Annotated in this window: 11 protein-coding genes; 8 read left to right on the top strand and 3 right to left on the bottom strand. The window is 57.7% G+C overall.

The features are described from left to right. Positions 1 to 104 precede the first annotated feature (104 nt). Both FNU79_RS02620 and FNU79_RS02615 read left to right on the top strand, forming a co-directional pair. Positions 105 to 494, top strand: a complete 390-nt coding sequence (locus FNU79_RS02620; protein WP_225429835.1) for a nuclear transport factor 2 family protein — start codon at positions 105 to 107, stop codon at positions 492 to 494. A gap of 136 nt (positions 495 to 630) precedes the next feature. Beyond that, entirely contained in the window at positions 631 to 1098 is a 468-nt protein-coding gene (locus FNU79_RS02615) for a hypothetical protein (protein WP_143719359.1), read from the top strand. Between the two features lie 130 nt (positions 1099 to 1228). Here the strand turns inward: FNU79_RS02615 and FNU79_RS02610 are convergent, their stop codons facing one another. Further along, positions 1229 to 1690 carry a S8 family peptidase gene (locus FNU79_RS02610; RefSeq protein ID WP_143719358.1) on the bottom strand — a complete coding sequence of 154 codons (462 nt, stop codon included), beginning with the start codon at positions 1688 to 1690 and terminating at the stop codon, positions 1229 to 1231. A gap of 87 nt (positions 1691 to 1777) precedes the next feature. On the opposite strand from FNU79_RS02610, the gene FNU79_RS02605 reads away from it, so the two are divergent. The 6 genes from FNU79_RS02605 (at position 1778) to FNU79_RS02580 (ending at position 10971) form a co-directional block, all read left to right on the top strand. Beyond that, complete coding sequence (locus tag FNU79_RS02605; protein ID WP_143719357.1) at positions 1778 to 3697, top strand: tetratricopeptide repeat protein; 1920 nt, start codon at positions 1778 to 1780, stop codon at positions 3695 to 3697. Between the two features lie 231 nt (positions 3698 to 3928). Continuing rightward, complete coding sequence (locus tag FNU79_RS02600; protein WP_143719356.1) at positions 3929 to 4912, top strand: LacI family DNA-binding transcriptional regulator; 984 nt, start codon at positions 3929 to 3931, stop codon at positions 4910 to 4912. A 69-nt stretch (positions 4913 to 4981) separates the two neighbouring features. Continuing rightward, on the top strand, positions 4982 to 6217 hold the full coding sequence (locus FNU79_RS02595) for an extracellular solute-binding protein (protein ID WP_143719355.1): 1236 nt from the start codon (positions 4982 to 4984) through the stop codon (positions 6215 to 6217). 112 nt (positions 6218 to 6329) lie between these two features. Beyond that, entirely contained in the window at positions 6330 to 7430 is a 1101-nt protein-coding gene (locus FNU79_RS02590) for a carbohydrate ABC transporter permease (RefSeq protein ID WP_143719354.1), read from the top strand. Continuing rightward, positions 7427 to 8956 carry a carbohydrate ABC transporter permease gene (locus tag FNU79_RS02585; protein WP_143719353.1) on the top strand — a complete coding sequence of 510 codons (1530 nt, stop codon included), beginning with the start codon at positions 7427 to 7429 and terminating at the stop codon, positions 8954 to 8956. Before FNU79_RS02590 ends, FNU79_RS02585 begins: the two co-directional genes overlap by 4 nt. A 137-nt stretch (positions 8957 to 9093) precedes the next feature. Next, positions 9094 to 10971: an amylo-alpha-1,6-glucosidase gene (locus FNU79_RS02580; RefSeq protein ID WP_143719352.1), complete on the top strand. Its 1878-nt coding sequence runs from the start codon at positions 9094 to 9096 to the stop codon at positions 10969 to 10971. A 60-nt stretch (positions 10972 to 11031) separates the two neighbouring features. Here FNU79_RS02580 and FNU79_RS02575 read toward each other — a convergent pair whose 3' ends face one another. Together FNU79_RS02575 and FNU79_RS02570 are read right to left on the bottom strand one after the other, a co-directional pair. Next, positions 11032 to 12720, bottom strand: a complete 1689-nt coding sequence (locus FNU79_RS02575; RefSeq protein WP_143719351.1) for a glycoside hydrolase family 13 protein — start codon at positions 12718 to 12720, stop codon at positions 11032 to 11034. A gap of 303 nt (positions 12721 to 13023) precedes the next feature. After that, positions 13024 to 14916 (bottom strand): tetratricopeptide repeat protein, encoded by a 1893-nt coding sequence (locus tag FNU79_RS02570; protein ID WP_143719350.1) that lies wholly within the window; start codon positions 14914 to 14916, stop codon positions 13024 to 13026. Positions 14917 to 15484 lie beyond the last annotated feature (568 nt).

The following is a 15484-nucleotide window of genomic DNA, read 5'->3' as shown; positions in this document are numbered from 1 at the left end:
CACAGCATACCCGCCTTGGGCAGCGCTTCATGCGAACTTGAGACAAAGGGAGCTGTGAAAGAAGGCTTACGCTTTTCGCCGCGCTCCGATGTTGAACTGGGTGTATGACTCAGTCCAGTAACTCCCTGACCCAGCAGTTTATGAAGGCCCTGCACACGGCCGAAGACAGCGGCGACCTCAGCGCCCTGCTCGCCCTGCACGCCGAGACTGTCACGCTGCACAACCTGACCCAGCAAGATTGGAGCGGCCTAGACGGCGCGAAAATATTCTGGGAACGCTACCTGTCGGACTTTGAAACGATTCACAGCGACTTTACCCACCACGCCGACGCTGAGGATATGGGCGTGATGGAATGGGTCGGCAAAGGCGCACTCAAAGGCGGCCAAGCCATCGAGTACAGAGGGATCAGCGTCATTGAGCATGATGGCCAAAAAGTCACGGCCTTCCGCACTTATTATGACTCCGCCGCTTTTATCAAGACTGCTGCCGGATAAGTAAGACAGAAATAAAGAATCTCTAAAAAACTTAAACTGAACCGTTTCACCCTCTTTCTAAGTATAGGAGAGAGGGTGAAGTTGTTTTGAAGGCACCTTGCCTGAAATGAAGCTTCAACCGCCTCAAGGAGAAAGCATGAACAAGACAAGATTGCTCGTTTCTGGATTATTGGCTCTGACCCTCGCTGCTCCCGCAATGGCCCATAAGATGGACGTCAAGGCCCATGATCTCAAAATGCCCGGAGAGAGGATGGGGGACATGATGGGGGCACCCATGTTCAAATACTCTGCCAACCCCATGATGAATATGATGATGGCGGGCAATACGGTGGCGTTTACCAAAGCTCCCGGCTACAGCCTGATGAATTACAGCTACAGCAGGCATGGTGCCACCTTAGTTTACAAAAGCAAAGACGCCGAGGGCTTATCTGCCTTTTACAACAAGGCCATCATGGCTGAAGGTTGGAAAGAGGACATGAATATGAAAATGGGCATGATGAAAACCGGTGAATACGCTGAAGCCTACATGATGAAAAAGTGGAAACTTGATCTGATGACGGTGACGCGGGGCGACCGGACGACCGTGACCCTAAAGACTCACTAATTCTGACAGGATCAATTGAAGCGCCAAGTTTTTCTCGTGTCGAGGAAGCTTGGCTTTTCTATTCTGTGTTTGATACCTGTTGAAGGAGCATTTTCCGACTTTAAATGGGACTTTTGCGAAATCTAGGCTTCTAGAACCACTTGAATCCTGAGTTGAGCGATTTCAAGAATTTCCCCAAATCCAGTCGCTCGCTGCCGAGCTGATGGGTGTAGTTTTTATTGAAACCCAAGATATCGTCGCTTCCGCTTGCCAACTTACTTGGCAAGCTGTCGGCATCCGCGCCTTGTCCCAAGGCCAGTGCCAACGCGCCGCTGACCATCGGAACGGCGAAGGAAGTACCGCTCCAGTAGCCGACTTGATTGTTGGGAACAGCAGTGTAGATGCGCTCACCGGGAGCCACCAATTTGAGCGAGTAGGCATAATTTGAGAAGCTGGATTTGACGTCACCCGCGTCTATGCTGCCCACCGAAATCAGATCATTGCTACTCAGGAGGAAATTGGCCGTATTTGCGGCGGGAGAAGTCAGTCTGGGTTGGTTGTCGTTGCCTGCTGAAGCCACCACCAGCACCCCGCGCATGGCAGCCAGCGACAAGATGCCAACACAGCACGGCGTTGAGCGCTTCGATTTCACAACAGCAGTGGGCGTGGTCTATGCGCTGAGGTGGCCTAGACTCAATCCGTGAACTCCACTCCGCCGCTGGCCGCTGATCTGATTGCAGTGGCCACTGCACTGGCCGCCGAAAACCCGTGGCGGGCCTTGGCGCTGCTCGGTGATTTGAGTGCCAATCCGCTGCATAGGCGGTGCGGCGCGTACTGGCGCTGGCTCGGTGTGGCGCATTGGGCGGCTGGTCAACCGCTCGAAGCTGAAATCCCGCTGCGCCGCGCCTCGGCGTCGGGCGACTTGGAGGCTGAAGTGGAGTATGGCCGCTGGCTGAGTCGGTGCGGGCAAGTCAGGCCTGCTACCGGACGCTTGGCGGCGGTGATCGGGCGCTTGCCCAGCGGCGAACTCAAGCGCCGCGCCCAAGTCTTTTGGAGCGAGGCTCTGTTTTTGAGCGGCGAAGTGGAGCGGGCGCTGGCCCTGTGCCGCAGCCTGAGTCCGGTGTTGACCGACCCGGCCACTCAAAAGTCCAGTCGCCGCCGGCCGTCACCTGCCCGAGCGGCGGCAGCAGTCGCACTGGCGCAGATGCATTTGCAACTCGGCGAACTGGAGCAGGCCAGCGCCCGTTTTGAGCAGGCCCTGATGGCTTTGCCCGCCTCGCCCTGCTCCGCCAGAATCGCGTGTCTGAGCGGCTGGGCCGTGACCCAAAGCCGTTTGGGTCAGTCGGAAGAAGCCCAGCGCAGCTTGGAAGAAGGCCGCCGCCTGTCGCTGACGCTGCCCAGTGGCGCTGAGCGGTGGGCACGGGCCAGTGTGCTGCAGGCTGAACTGGAAATCCGGCTGTTGGGCGGTGAGCGCTCGGCGCTGCAAGCCGATTTGCGCGGCCTCGGTACGCTGGCTGATCAGCTTCAAGACTACGAACTGCGGCTGTGGACGGTGGCCCAGCGGGCCGAACTGCTCAGCCTACAGGGAAGAGCCGATCAAGCGCTGCTGTGCTTGTACGACCTCGGCACCCGGCGGGGTCTGCCTCCCCGGCTCAAGTTGGTGCGCGGCCTTCTGATGCGCCGCCAGCGGTATGAAGTTCAGGCTTTGGACGATTTGCAAGCCGCTTGCCAGGAGACCGGCCCCCAGGATCAGCGGCTGTTTTGGCGCGGCCAACTGTTTGCGGCTGATTTGCAATTCAGTCTCGGCCAAGCGGAGGCGGCCAGAGAAACGTTGCGGCGCGTCTTGATGCACCTCGGCCAAACGCAGGACTTTCGTGGGTACGCCGCCGATCTGGAGGAGCTGGGTGAATTGGTGGAGTACGCCTTGATCGAGCCGCAGCTCGCGCCGCTGATGCAGGCGCTCTTGGCCCGCTTTCAGACGGGGCCAGCGTTGCGGCCCAAGCCAATGCGCCTCGAAGTGCGGGCGCTGGGGCACATCAGTGTGGGTGTTACAACCGACGCCCAAGGTGGCCAAGCCCCCGCCACTCTCTCGGCGGGCGCGACGCTGCTGCTCATCTATATTTACTTGCACCCGCACCAAAGCCGCAACGATATGCAAGCGGTGCTGTTTCCTGAATTTGACCGCTCCCAAACCACCACTTTTTTTCGCACCACCGTGCGCGAACTGCGGGCCGTTTTGGGGCAAGGCGTCGTGCAACTCGACGATACGTTGCGTCATCCGCGCTACCAACTCGGCGGCGGCATCGAGCTAAACCTCGACTTGGACACCGTGCGGCAAAGCCTCAATGCGGCGGATTTGGAAACGGCCCTTCAGCAGTATCATGGCTGCTTTTTTGAAGACTTGACACCTGAAAGCGAGTGGGCCGATCAGGTGCGTCAGGAAGTGCGCTTGGCGTTTAATTTGGTCTTTCAATTGCGCCTCAGCCGCGCTCAAACAGCCGCTGAGCTGCGTAGCTTAGAGCGCAACCTCGCTCAGGCGCTGGCCGCAGATGCCCAGATTGCTGAAGCTTCGCCCGCTTTGGCGCAGGCGCTTGAAAGCGCTCGGCAGCGCCTGACCTAGCCAATAACGTAACCAGAAATCTCCTGTTCGTTGATACAGCGATCTAGCCGTTTTGATCCCCTCTTGACATCCGCCCAAAAAAGCCCACAATGGCACTGTAACCGCTTACAAAACCTCTGTATTTCTGAACTGACAGGTGTCGAGAATTATTCTTCGCCTAGTTATTGTAACCGGTTACAGTCCCGCCCCGCCTTTCCCCTCACCGCCCTCACGCCGCTGCTTAAGGAATTGATGACCACACTGCGCTACACCATTGACGACATTGCCCGCGCCGCTGGCGTCAGCAAGGGCACGGTCAGCCGCGTCATCAATGGGCACCAAACGGTGGCGGTCAGGACGAGGCACCACGTTCAGGCTGTGATGGATCAGTTCGGCTACGCCCCCGATCCGGCAGCGCGGCAGTTGTCTTGGCGTAAGGGGCAGACTTTGGGGCTGTCGTTTGGCCGCCATGATCCGCTGCTTTCGCCCTACCACGTGCTGTTTACCCGCGCCCTAGAAGCCCGCACCGCGCCGCAGGGCGTTCAGTTGGTCAATCTCAAGCACGATCTGGCCAGTCTGCGCTCGTTGCCCAACGCGGCGTTGGTGCTCAACAACTCCCAAGACGGCGACGAGCGGCTGACGCTGCTGGCTGAATTGGGCGTTCCGGCGGTGCTGATCGGCCACCACCCTGCTTCGTTTTGGGTGGCTCCCGACGACATCGGCGGCTCACGGCTGGCCACCGAGCAGCTTACCAAAGCTGGACACCGCGCCTTGGTCTACCTCGGTGGCGGCCCCTCGCAGGTCGCCCAAGACCGTGAGAGCGGCTTTTTGCAGGCGGCTGTGGCCGCAGGAGCGCAGACGCTGACCTTGGAAGCGGATTTTACCTTGCTGGGCGGCTACCGGGCGGTGCGGCGGGCGTGGGAAAACGGCGTGCGCTTCACCGGCCTGTTTGCCCAGAGTGACGAAAGCGCGGTGGGCGCGGTGGCCGCCCTCGAAGATTTGGGCCTCACGGTGCCGCGCGACGTGTCGGTGGTGGGCTTTGACGGCCTGCCGGAATTGGCACTGCCGATCAAGCTGACCACCGTGTCGCAAGACATTGAGCGCATCGCTGAGTGCGCCCTAGAGCTGATGCGTGAAGCGGTGGAGGGCCTGCCGGCACGCGGACAGCACATTCCGGTGCGTCTCAAACTGGGCGCAACGGTGGCCGCGCCGCCCAGTTCAAGCTCAATTTCCTGAGTTTTAAAATCGAATCTCAGTTCTCCGCTCTCTGTTGATTTCTCCGTGCTTTGTTCCCTAGGAGGGAGTATGCGTAACAAAATGATGCTCGGCCTGATGCTTCTCGCGGCGGCGGCCACCACCCAAGCTGCCGCTCAAACCACCATCAAGATCAACGGCTACGCGGGCCAAGACCCCGCCATCGTGGGCGACTTGATCAACCGTTTTGTCAAGCCGGCGCTGGCCAAAGACAAGATCAACGTGACCTATGAGCCGCTGCAGGGCGACTATAACCAGCAGCTCACCACTTTGCTGGCGGCGGGCAATGCGGGCGACGTGTTTTATCTGCCTGCCGAAACGTTAGACGGCTTCGTGGCCACCGGCAAAATTTTGCCGCTCAACGGTGTGGTGGCGACTGGCCCCTACATCAATAGCCTCAACGCCGCGTTCACGCGGGGCGGCAAAACTTACGCCATTGCCAAAGACTTCAACACCCTCGCCGTCGAGTACAACAAAGCTGTGTTCGATGAAGCCAAAGTGGCCTACCCCGACAACACCGACACTTGGAGCAGCCTGCAAACCAAGCTGACCAACGTCAAAAAAGCGCTGGGAAACGATTACTACGGCATCTGCTTGGCTCCCGATTATGCCCGGATGGGTCAGTTCGCCTTCGCGGCGGGCTGGAAACCCTTTGACTCCAAAGGCAAAACCAACTTGCTCGATCCGGCGTTCGTGCGGGCCTTTAACTACTTCACGGGTCTGGCCAAAAACAAAGTCGGCGTGCAGCCTTCCGAGATCTCGCAGAGCTGGTCGGGCGGCTGCCTCGGCACCGGCAAAGTGGCGGTGGCCATCGAGGGCAACTGGATTGTCGGCTTCCTCAAAGACAACGCGCCCAACCTCAAGTACGGCACCGCGCTGATTCCCAAAGACGATAAGACCGGCAAGCGCGGCAACTTCGTCTATACCGTGGGCTGGGCCATCAATTCCGGCACCAAGAACAAAGCCGCCGCCGTCAAGGTGCTGAATATCCTGACCAGCCCGCAGGTGCAGCAGTACGTGCTGGAGCAGGGCCTGGCCATTCCCAGCCGCACCTCGCTGCAAAGTAACGCTTTCCTCAAAAAGACCGATGCAGGCGCGGCCAACAGCAAGGCCGTGTTTGACGGCGCAACCGACGGCACGGTGCGTCCTTACTACTTCGGCGTTCAGGGCCCCGACTGGATCAAGCCGATCAACACCGCGCTGGCCGCTGTGCTGAGTGGGCAAAAGAGCAGTGCCGACGCGCTCAAGCAGGCCCAAAGCGAAATGAACACCTTCCAAAGCCGCTAATTCCTTACCCGGAGTTGAGGCAGGGTCGGGAGCCGAGCAGGGTGCCCCCGACCCTCTCTTATATGAAGTGACCGCGTTGCGGACAGGGAGAGTTTGATGTTCAAGAGGCTTTATGTTTAAGAAGAATCAGTCTACTGCCACCGCGTATCTGTTTCTCGCTCCCTTCCTGATCTCTACTCTGGTTTTCTTTGTCTACGCTTTTGGGCGGGCCATTTACTACTCGTTTACTGATTTCAACTTGTTCAACGTGCCGCATCTGATCGGCCTAAAGCCTTACGCGGACGTTCTCAACGATGTTCTCTTTCGGCGGGCGCTGGCCAACACTCTGATTTTTGCCATCACCGTGACCACCCTGCAAACCATTTTGTCTCTGTTGATGGCAGTGGCTCTCAACAATAAGATTCGTGGCATGGGCTTTTTCCGCTCGGCTTGGTATATGCCCAGTATCACCAGTTCTGTCGTAATTACTTTGATTTTTCTGTGGCTGTTTCAGCGGCGCGGGGTGGCCAACTACGTCATCACCCAGTTTCAAATGTATCAGCCGTTTATTCTGGCTTTTTTAGGAATCTTGGTCATCGCCCAAATTGCCCAAGTGTTGTTTGAGCGCTCACGTCAATTACCAGCCGGTTGGTTTGATCCGGCTTTGGCGGCTATCAGCGCTTTACTTGCGATTGGCGCGATTGTGGTGCTGAGTTTTACCGGCGTGCTGCAAGTTCGCGAAGTGCCTGCTTTCGATTTCCAGTACTTTGCTGACGTGTGGCTGAGTATCGGCGGTGTGCAGGTTCTCAGTATTCCGCTGCTGGTTATCATCATTCAAAACACCTTCACGACTATTCCCACTTTGATGCTCTTTTTCTTGGCGGGCCTGCAAAACATTCCCGGCTCTCTTTATGAAGCGGCGGACATTGACGGCGCGACTCCTTTTGAAAAACTGATGAATGTTACCGTACCGATGCTGCGCCCCGTAACTTTTTATGTGATTACTGTGGGCCTCATCGGTACCATGCAGATGTTTGACCAAGTGGCGGTCATCGGTGACGCTGCGCCGCAATCCACTTTGATTACCTTGGCGTATTACGTGTATATCAACACCTTTAAAGCCGGAACTGCGCCGGTCAATATGGCGGCGGCGGGCGCGATCATTCTGGCCATGATTATTCTGGTGATGGTCTTTATTCAGCGCAAGTTCTTTCCTTCCGAGGCCAGCGTATGACCGCGCTCTCTGCGCGGCAGCCGACCAAGGCGGGTAAGAGCGAAGAATGGCTGGCACGGCGGCGCTGGGCCAAAGCTGGCTGGCTTTACCTGTTCATGATCGTGATGAGTTTTTTCTTTCTGGGGCCGTTTTTAATGGGCTTACTGAGCAGCCTCAAAGACAATCCCAACGAATACCCGCCGCGATTGATCATTCCGCAAATCACCCCGGAGTTTATCGGCAAGGCCTACCGCCTTGGCGTGCAGGGCGGCGGCGACGGCTGGAACGGCGGCCTCAAACCGGGGCGCAGCCTGACCTTCGACGTGACGGTGGCTGCTCCCAAAGACGCGCCGCAGACTCCGCCGACTATTTTTCTGTTTCCGTATCAGCCGACCAGTTTGGTGGCGTTGGCCCGTCAGGCGCAGGCCAAAGACTACAGCACTGTCAAGACCGAAAAAACGGGCGAAACGGGCGACCAGCGCACTTACAAAGTCAGCATTGACTATCCGGCGCTGACCCAGCAAACCGGCGAGACTGTACGGGCCAAACTGGGCGTGCCCACCGACAAGCTCACGGCTATTTTGGCTAACGGCAAGGTAGTGGACGTGACGCTCGACACGCCGCAGGCGCAGGCCAAGCAGTACGACCTCAACGAAACGCAACAAGTCGAACTCATCAAGTCCGGCGAGAAGTATTATCTGCGCGGCCCGGTCTTCGAACGCACCCCCCTCGAAGTGGACGTGGAGCGCGGCCAGAGCATCGTGGCCAGCACCTTGCCGCCCAGCGACAAGCAAAATTTTGACCGCAGCTTCGCTTACCGCAACGTCACGCCCGGCGTGCTCGGCTACACCTTTAATAACTACCGCCGCGCCTTCAATGAAACCACCGATCCGCGTAGCGGCATCAGCTTGTTTATGCGCTGGGTGCTCAACACCTTCTTGTACGCTTTTTTGCGGGTGGTGTCGGCCATCGTCTTTTGCTCGCTGGCCGGTTACGCACTGGCCCGCCTCGACTTTCCCGGCAAAAACCTGATCTTTTTGCTGGGCGTGCTGTTTGTGCAGATGGTGCCGAGTCAGGTCAATTTGGTCAGCAATTATGTGCTGCTCAAGCAACTGGGGCTGCTCAACTTGTGGGGGCTGTGGCTTAACGGCTTGGTGGCGGCTGGCGGCGTTTTCTTGATGAAGCAGTTTTTTGAGGGAATGCCCAAAGAGCTGGAAGAATCGGCCAGCATCGACGGCGCTGGGCCGTTCACCACCTTTTGGAAAGTGATGTTGCCGCAAGCTGGCCCGGCGCTGATCGCGCTTTGTATCACTCAGTTTCAGGGCGCGTGGAACGACTTTTTCTGGCCGCTGGTGCTGCTCAGGAATCAGGTCAACTTCGTGCTGACAGTCGGTTTGTCGAACTTCCGTTCGGCTTACGGTGGGCAGGGCGATTACGGCCTGATTCTGGCCGGCGCGGTGCTGAGCGCCATTCCAGTGATTATCGTCTTCGTGATTTTCCAGCGCTATTTTGTGGACACTGGATCTGACAGCGCCGTGAAAGGCTAAGCCGCCTCCGTCTAGTACAGCTTTGGGGCGGAGGACAACGACAAAAGCCTGCGCCCCCTTTGTCTGCTTTCTCTTCTCGCCGCTTATAAGCTGGCCTTCCAACTCTCCTTTATTTTCCCCTCCTTACAAGGATGCTCATGCTGAATACCCGCACTGTTCTCAAAGAAAATGATTTGTATTTTGTAGGTGACGCTCAGTACGCCATCGCTGAAGGTGAAAGCGGCCTTTACCGCCGGGATACTCGCTTTCTGAGCCGCTATCAGTGGCAACTTAATCATGAAACTCCCCAGGCCCTGATGCAGCACGAACGCTATCCATTTTGGCTGCGCGAACACAGCGCCAACGCCAACGTGGGTTACACCATGAAAGTCGGGATTGCCCGCGACTTGACGGTGCTGGGCAGCGAAGTGCGCGACGTGCTGAGTGTCACCCGCTATATCGGCGGCGGGCCGCAGACGCTGAGCCTGAGCTTGGCCGCCGACTTCGCGGACATGTTCGAGGTGCGTGGCTGGCCGCAGGGCATCGAACACCGTCAAGTCAGCGCCGAAGCGGTAGACGGCGGTGTGGAGTTCCGCTATCTGGCTCTTGATGGCCTGCTGTGCCGCGCCCTGGTGCAAGTCTCGCCCGCTGCCGAGTGGGACGGCGAGAAGCTGATTTGGACGCTGAATGAGGCCGAAACCCACATCAAAGTCAGCACCTTTTTGCTGGAAGGAGACGAAACACCGACCTCCGGCGACGCCGCCGCGCTGGCCAGCGAGTACGACGCTCTTCACGTCCGCCTCAGCTCCGCGCCGCTCAGTGACCCGCTCGATCAGCAGGTGGTGGCCCAGAGCGTGGAAGACCTCCGCAGCTTGTCGTTTCATACCCCGCAGGGGCCGTTTCCGGCGGCGGGCCTGCCCTGGTTCGTGGCTCCCTTTGGCCGCGACAGCCTCATCATCGCCCTGATGGTCAAAGACGCCTTACCGGAAATGGCGCTCTCGGTGGCGCGGTATCTGGCCGCCAAGCAGGGCACCAAATACGACAGAGCGACTTTGGAAGAACCCGGCAAGATTCTCCACGAGGAGCGCGTCGGGGAGCTGACCCGCCTGGGCCGTACTCCGCACCGCCCTTACTACGCCACCGCCGACGCCACGCCGCTGTTTGTCTGGTTGGTGGGCGAACTCAGCGGCCAGCACCCCGAGTTGGCTGCTGAGCTGCGCCCGCACTGGGAAGCAGCACTCAACTGGTGCCTGACCGACGGCGACCCCGATCAAGACGGTTTCATCGAGTACACTCCTGACCCGAGCGGCGGGATCACCAACGCCGTGTGGAAAGACAGCGGCGACAGCACCTTTACGGAGGGAGGAATTGATGCCAGCGGCCACATCGCGGTGGTGGAGGTGCAGGGCTACGCTTACGCCGCTTATCTGGCCGCCGCCAGCTTGTACCGCCAGCTCGGTGAAGCGGGCTTGGCTGGCGAGTGGGAACAGCGGGCCTCGGAGCTGCGCCAGCGCTTCCATACCGCCTTCTGGTGGCCGGAGCGCCAGTATTACGTTCACGGCCTCAACGGTGACAAGCAGCCGATGAAGGTCTTGGTCAGCAATCCGGCCCACACCCTTTGGACGGGCATCATTCCGCCCGAGTTCGCGTCCAAAGTGGCGGCCACCGCGCTGGGCGAGCAGCTTTGGAGCGGCTGGGGCATTCGTACGCTGGGCGAAGGTGAAATTCGCTACAACCCGGTGTCGTACCACAACGGCAGCGTCTGGCCGCACGACACCGCTGCCGCCGCGCTGGGGATGGCCCGCTACGGCCTGAGCCGCGAGGCCCAGCAAGTCGCCCGCGCTCTGTTTGACGTGGCCCGCGCCGCCGGCGACAAGCGCCTCAGCGAGCTGCTGGCCGGGTTCAAGCGTGAAGGACAGGCCGACGTGCCGGTGCCGTATCCTGCCGCCTGCCACCCGCAGGGCTGGGACGCCGCCGCGCCGCTGGCCTTGTGGCACCTCTTGGAAGTGGTGACGCTGGAGCCGCAGCCGGTTTAAGCTGTTGTACAAAACTGGGGTGGTTGCTCTTATTTGCGGTCACCCCAGTTTTGTCGCACCTTATTTCGCCCGAATTACCACAGCCTGATACGGCTCCAAGTTCAATTTTTCGGCCAGTTGCAAGCTTGGATAGTTGTTGCTCAAGACTTCGCCGCCCACGAACTCGGCGGGAATGCGGTATTGGCCCGCCTTGGCCGAAAAGTGGGCCATGATCAGTAGCTTGGTGTGGCCGTCGTCGCGGATATAAGCGTAAACACTGGGATGCTCGGCGTCCAGCAACTCGTACGTGCCGTCCCGCACCACGTCCAGCGATTTTCTCAGGGCAATAATGTGCTTGTAGTGGTGCCAGACCGAATCCGGGTCGGCCTCGGCGGCTTCCGCGTTGATGTTGGGATAATTCGGGTTAATTTCCAGCCAAGGCTTGCCGCTGGTAAATCCGGCGTTGGGTGAAGCGTCCCACTGAACCGGCGTGCGGGCGTTGTCGCGGCTCATGGCGTGAATGCTGGCCATGATGCGCTCTTCGCTCCAGCCGTGGAGTTCACGCAGCTCACGCTCGGCTCCCAGTGTCTCGAGGTCGTCGTACTGATCGATCCTCTCAAAACTGACGTTGGTCATCCCGAACTCCTCGCCCTGATAAATGTACGGCGTGCCCTGCATAAAGTGGAGCAAGGTCGCCAGCATCTTGGCGCTGGGCACCCGGAAGTCGGAGGAGTCATTGCCGAAGCGAGAAACGGCGCGGGGCTGGTCGTGGTTGTCCCAATACAAGCTGTTCCAACCGCGATTGTGCAGACCAGTTTGCCAGCGGCTGAGAATGCTTTTCAGTTCCGGCAGTGTCCAAGGTAGGTTGCTCCACTTGCCGCGCTCGCCGCTGCCCAGCCCCACGTGTTCAAACTGAAATACCATATCGAGTTCGCCCCGCTGAGGATCGGAGTAGCGCACGGCGTCGTCCACGCTGGCCCCCGGCGTTTCGCCCACCGTCATCAAATCGTAGCGGCTCAGCACTTCGCGGTTCATTTCCTGCAAGAATTCATGCACGCGGGGGCCATTCATAAAATATGGGTAGCCAGAGGTCAGCGCTGTGCCCGCAATCGGCTCACCGTCTGGGTAAGCTTGGTCTTTGGAAATGAGGTTGATCACGTCCATTCGGAAGCCGTCAATGCCTTTATCAAGCCAAAAGCGCATCAGGTCGTAGACCTCGGCGCGGAGTTTGGGATTTTCCCAATTGAGATCCGGCTGCTTGACGCTGAACAGGTGCAGGTAATACTCGCCCGACGCTTCATCGAGTTGCCAGACTGGGCCGCCGAAAAAGGCCTGCCAGTGGGTCGGCATGTCACCGTTCACGGGTGGTTTCCAGATGTAGTAATCGCGCTTTTCCGAGTCGGGGTGGTCGCGGGCTTCCACGAACCACGGATGCTCGTCGCTGGAGTGGTTGACCACCAGATCCAGCATGATCTTGAGGCCGCGCTGGTGCGCTGCGGCGAGCAGTTCGTCAAAATCCGCCATCGTCCCAAACTCGGCCATGACGGCGCGGTAATCCGAGATGTCGTAACCGTTGTCGTCGTTGGGCGAGGCGAAAATAGGGGAGAGCCAGATGACGTCTACACCCAGCCGCGCCAAGTAATCCAAGCGCGAAAGAATGCCGCGCAAATCGCCTATACCGTCGCCGTCAGAGTCTTGAAAGCTGCGCGGGTAAATTTGGTACACCACCGCGTCTTTGAACCAGGATCGGGCGTTTAGGGTGGAAGTCATGGTTGGCATCATAGCAAGGCGCTGGCGAGTCGCCGCTTTCCAGTATGAGTGAAATGCGCTTCATTTCCCCCATTCCTGAACGTTCGAAAACTGATAGACTGCGCTACATGAACGGGCGCTGAGTGCTGAGTGAAGCGTAGCCGTAAACGAGCAAACTCCAAATCGATTTGTTAAGTATTCGACAATCACAGGTCAGGGTTCTTAGCCATTCCTCAAGTGAGTGGAGAAGCCAAAGTCAACTCACTTGCTGCCGGATGTGGACTCCTTGATTTACATTCGGCAGCAGCTGAGTTGGAGCAGGTTTTAGCTCATTTGCCGCTGCAACTCGACAACGTAGCGGGCCAAGTCTTGTGGTGAAGCCACCAAATGGGCCACCGCCACCCGGATTTCGAGCATATCGAGGTCGCCGGGGTCTAGTTTGAGCGATTGATTGGCCAGCAGCAGGGCGCGGCGCAAATCTCCATCATCACGCGCTTTTTGAAGTTTGGAGCGCAGCTCAGCCGAAAGGCTGCGGCGCAACTCCTCGCGGGTGTCGTCCACCCAGTCACTTTCCATCTTGGAATCTGGCAAAAATGGCCCCCGGTAAAGCGAGAGCGCCCGCGCCGTGTCGCCGTTTCTGAGGGCTTCGCGCAGGTGTTCGGTGTCGAGGTCAACGTGGACGCCCGGCCCCAAGCGGTAGTGCGGCGATTTGGGGCTGCCGTCCATCCACAGCACCTCCTGACCGAGTTTGACACGCAGTTCTCGGAACACCGCCCGAAAATAATCGCCCGCCGTTTTGCCTTCACGATCTGGGTAGAGCGTGGCCTCAAGCTCTTTTCGCGTCGAGCTGGGATTGAGCGCTAAATACACCAAGGTGAGGACACTGCCCTGCAAGCTCAATTTGATTTCCTCACCGTCTTTGAATACGGCGGCGCGGCCCAATGTTTGAATCCGCAGATGCAGCGCGGTGTTGTCTGGTACGCTGTTGCGGCCCATCAGCGCTGCGAGCTTACCGAGCAAGACTTCCATGTACGGCGACAAATCCGGCTCAAGCAGGGCGTGTTGCGCCAGATCTGAGAGTTCGGCGATATCTGGCGAGTAAAGAATAAGGTCGCGGGCCGCCAGCAAGCCTTCCATCGCCAACTTGAGCGACGTGCCTGCTCCCTCGGTGTCGCCATTTTTGGCTTGAGCATCGGCCAGATGCAGCAGCGAGCGCAGTTGAGCGCGGGATTCCAGACGCGGCGAATCGAGCGCTTCCTGAAGGGCTTCAATGGCCGCTCCGTAAAGGCGGCGGCGGCGCAGCAACATGCCCCGCGTGGCAATGACCAGTGGATGATGGCCCTCGGGTGCGAGTTCGTAGAGCGTTTCCATTGCCAAACTGTGATCGCCCCGCAAGCTGTAGAGGTCAGCGAGGCTGGCGGCTGTCCACGTAGAAGACTCGAAGTCTTGTAAGTCTTCTACTACACTTTGAAGTTCATGAAGAATCTTGGTGTATTTTTCTTGATCTCCAAATAGACGGTAATATTCGGCCTCGACAGAAAGAATATGGACGTGGGATTTGAGTGAGTCTGTAAATTGAAGCGCTTCTTGTGTCGCGTCTAAAGTCTTTCGGGCCTCTTTGACTTCTCCCAGTGATATCTGAACTTCTGCCAAGCCTCCTAAAGCCGAAATTCGGAAAATGGGTTGATCTGTCAGTGGCAAGCGGCGTATGGCTTCCTGGTAGAGTTGTCCGGCTCTATTGAGATCACCAGCCGTAAGGTGCATTTGGGCAATAGTCTGGGTGACGCGGCCAATGAGTTCATCATCTCCTAACGCCATGTAACCGTGCCATGCTATCTCACAGCGCTGTAAACCCATTTCAGTACGGCCCGCAAGGAAATCAACTGTTCCCCACCAACGCTGGGCACGTAAAAACAATTCGCCCGACAACTTCGGGGTGATTTCCATAAAATGGCTGCTTGCTTCAGCCAATCGACCCGTCAAGCGGAGGAAATTGCCGTACTCGACCATGCCTTCTTCGTCGCCTGCTCGGCTACTTCTTTCGAGCGGTTCTTCAGCCTGCTCAAAGTGACCGCTAAACACATAGGCATTTCCGAGTACGCGCAAGCCCTCTGGGCTGAGGTCGGTTTGGTCTGTCAGAAGCGTGATGACGGTTTTGTATTGACCATGTTCAAAAGCAGCCAACGCTTCGTTAATGGTTCTCGCTTCGGTAGTCATAAAATTATCAATACTATAGCTGTATGAGCGGTAAGAAAACGTTAAGAGTTTTTCGGTTACCGTAAAAGATTAGTTCCTTGAGGGAAAGAAAAAATCTCGCGTTTGTCCAGAACAAATTACAGAGGGGGAATCATGAGCAAAGCTATCAAAGACTTCGGAAACTAAGTAACGGATTACACCCTACCATTTATCTTTCAATCGAGTCGATTACAGAACTGTCAGGAGGGAATCATGAGCAAAGCTATTAAAGACTTCGGAAACTAAATAACGACCTACACCCTGCCACACATTTTCAAAGCCAAACAAGTTTGCTAGAGATTTATCAAGAGGATAATATGAACAAAGCCATCAAAGACTTCGGGAACTAAGAAAATGCCTCACAACCTACAGTTTACTCCTCCAGCGTCCCTCTAGGCGCTGGTTTTTTCGTGCTCCAAAATTAGCTCACCTGATCTGACAAAGCTATTACAGTATCTGATTAGCGGCTTGTAGAAGGTCAGCAGCGCAAGGACATCAAGACGTCGACGGGATCCTGACCCCGCAGACGGGCGGTTTCCACGGTGGACTT

This window comes from Deinococcus detaillensis, from assembly GCF_007280555.1.
GTDB classification, from domain to species: domain Bacteria; phylum Deinococcota; class Deinococci; order Deinococcales; family Deinococcaceae; genus Deinococcus; species Deinococcus detaillensis.
The sequence above is the reverse complement of the archived record's forward strand: the minus strand, read 5'-3'. Positions and strand labels throughout refer to the sequence as shown.